We start from the raw sequence: 2,228 nt of genomic DNA on the forward strand, positions 1-2,228 counted from the left end.
ACATGCGGGCCCTCGCCCGAGGTTTCCACCCCTACCGCACCGACGGAGTTACCGCCGCCCCGCCTTCGGCACCGCCCGCATCCGTGCCGCCCCGCCGGAAACGATCACCCGCTCGCGTCAGCCCTGCCGTGCCGGTGACCATACGTAGGGCGTGGTGGTGGTCACCCGGTGAAAGCCCAGCCGCCGCAGGATCGGGGCGCTGTCGCGGGAGGCGTCCACGTGCAGGAATGTGACACCACGGGCCACGGCGAGTTCGGCGCGGGCGGCGACCAGCGCGCGGTAGATGCCCCGGCCGCGCCATGCGGGCAAGGTGGAACCGCCCCACAGGCCGGCGAACTCGGTGCCCTCACGGAAGTCCAGCCAGGCCGCGCAGACCACCTCGCCATCGGCTTCGGCGACCATCACGACGATCTGGTCCGGAGCCGCCGCCACGCGCGCGATCAGATCATCGCCGAGCCGGCTCCAGTCCTGTCCCCAGACCGTCGATTCCATGGCGGCGATGCGGTGCATGTCGGCGTCGGCGGTCACCCGCCGCAGCGTGACGCCGTCCGGCGGCGTCGACGCCGCGGTCATGTCCCCGGCGAGGCCGATGAGGACGGCCTCCTCATCTTCCGGAACGAAGCCCGCGGCGCGCAGCCGCTCGGTGAGGTCGCCCGGCCGATCGTGCCCGTGGACCTTCCATTCGACCGCCTCACCGCGTGCCGCGAAGCGGTCACGCTGCCGCGCGATCAGCCGGTCGAGTTCGGTGCCGCGTACGCCGACGTCGCGTGGCGTGCTGACGAAGCCTCGGTATTGACCGACGATTCGCACCAACGGACCGTCCTGCTCGCCGGTGACGCCCTTGGGCAGGCGCGGAGGCGCCCCCCGCATCTGCCGGTCATAGGCCGCGAGCCAATTGTCGATATCTGCCACGGGACATGACAGTACGAGGCATGACAACTGCTTTTCCGCTCAGCGGACCACGGCCACGGGGCGGGAGATGTTGTGGAGGACGCCGTGGCCGATGGAGCCGAGCACGGCCCGTGCCACCTCGCCTCGCCTGCGGGCGCCGACCACGACCAGGTCGGCCGACTCCGCCGCCGCCGAGATGGCGGTCACCGGGTGGCCGCCGGTCACCGTGTCCAGGATCTCCAGGTCGGGGTGGCGCGCCCGCCAGTCGGCGACGGCCTTCTCCACCACCGCGGTCTCGGCCTCCAGCGCCGATTCGCCGATGTCCGGGTAGTAGGTCATCCGGCCCGGTGAGACGGGCGGCTGCCAGGCGTGTACCACGCGCAGCCGGGCCCCTCGCTTCCGGGCCTGCGCCGCGGCGTAGGCGAAGGACACCTCCGAGTGCGGGGACAGGTCGAAGCCGACCACGATCTCGCCGGTGGGCGGGCCGGGGGGCTCGCGTACCACGACGACCGGGATCTCGGCGTTGGCCGTCACGCTGAGGCTGACCGAGCCGAGCAGCAGCCCGGCCAGGCCGCCCCGGCCACGGCTGCCGATCACGATCTCGCTCGCCCCGGCGGCCTCCTCCAGCAGGATCGGCGCGGCCGGACCGGCCAGGGCCTCGCTCGTCACCTGCACGCCGGGGGCGCGGTCCCGTACGGTCCGCTCGGCGTCGCGCAGGATGTTCGCCGCCTCCTCCGACAGCGCGTCCGCGAGCCCGGCGACCTCGGCGTACGGCGCGGCGAGGCCCTGCGGGCCGACCACGTGCAACACGCGCAGGCCGCGTCCCCAGAGCGCCGCCTCGTCCGCCGCCCACCGCACCGCCGCCGAGGCCGGCTCCGAACCGTCGGTCGCCACCAGGATCCATTCGCTCATGATCTGGCCCCTGCCCTGGGCCAGGCGCTTGACACCGGCACCCCGCGGTCCTGGCTATTGCGAAATATGCGATATAAAGTTAATCGTCGCGACAAATAGGATTCTTTATCCGCGAACCCATATGAGCGGTGGGACGAGGGAACGCGCGTGACTGCGAGACGCTGGGCAGGCGAGAACGGCGTCGAGGTCGAAACAACGATCTTGAACGGCCGCGAGGTGTACCGGCTGAGCAAGGACGGCTACTTCGTCGCCTACTGCGCCACCATGGACGACGTCGCCGCCATCGTCCCACCCTCCGGCCTCATCGAGATCGTCGAACTCATCCCCGAGCCAGAAGAACCCCCCTCCGGCGAGTGCCCCTAGTCGCGGTTCTTGCGTTTGCGGGGGCGGCCGCCGACGCCGCCGAAGAGGGCGAGGCCCTTGAC

At 71.6% G+C, this 2,228-nt stretch carries 3 protein-coding genes; 1 reads left to right on the forward strand and 2 read right to left on the reverse strand.

From position 1 onward, the window contains the following. Positions 1-117: 117 nt before the first annotated feature. A complete protein-coding gene (locus tag C1I98_RS38065; RefSeq protein ID WP_111172082.1) occupies positions 118-870 on the reverse strand; it encodes a GNAT family N-acetyltransferase in 753 nt (250 codons plus the stop codon). Between the two features lie 81 nt (positions 871-951). After that, the gene (locus C1I98_RS38070; RefSeq protein ID WP_111172083.1) at positions 952-1,803 is read right to left on the reverse strand and encodes a universal stress protein; all 852 of its coding nucleotides are present in this window, start codon (positions 1,801-1,803) and stop codon (positions 952-954) included. Positions 1,804-1,950: 147 nt separating this feature from the next. Here C1I98_RS38070 and C1I98_RS40985 point away from each other — a divergent pair, with 147 nt between their 5' ends. Next, complete coding sequence (locus C1I98_RS40985; protein WP_146607901.1) at positions 1,951-2,166, forward strand: transposase; 216 nt, start codon at positions 1,951-1,953, stop codon at positions 2,164-2,166. Positions 2,167-2,228: the final 62 nt, after the last annotated feature.

Source organism: Spongiactinospora gelatinilytica (assembly GCF_003236385.1).
Taxonomy (GTDB): domain Bacteria; phylum Actinomycetota; class Actinomycetes; order Streptosporangiales; family Streptosporangiaceae; genus Spongiactinospora; species Spongiactinospora gelatinilytica.

Excerpts from the sequence above, each read along its gene's own strand:
- C1I98_RS38065 (WP_111172082.1), bottom strand. The coding sequence starts at position 870 with ATGCGGGGGGCGCCTCCGCGCCTGCCCAAGGGCGTCACCGGCGAGCAG.
- C1I98_RS38070 (WP_111172083.1), bottom strand. The coding sequence starts at position 1,803 with ATGAGCGAATGGATCCTGGTGGCGACCGACGGTTCGGAGCCGGCCTCG.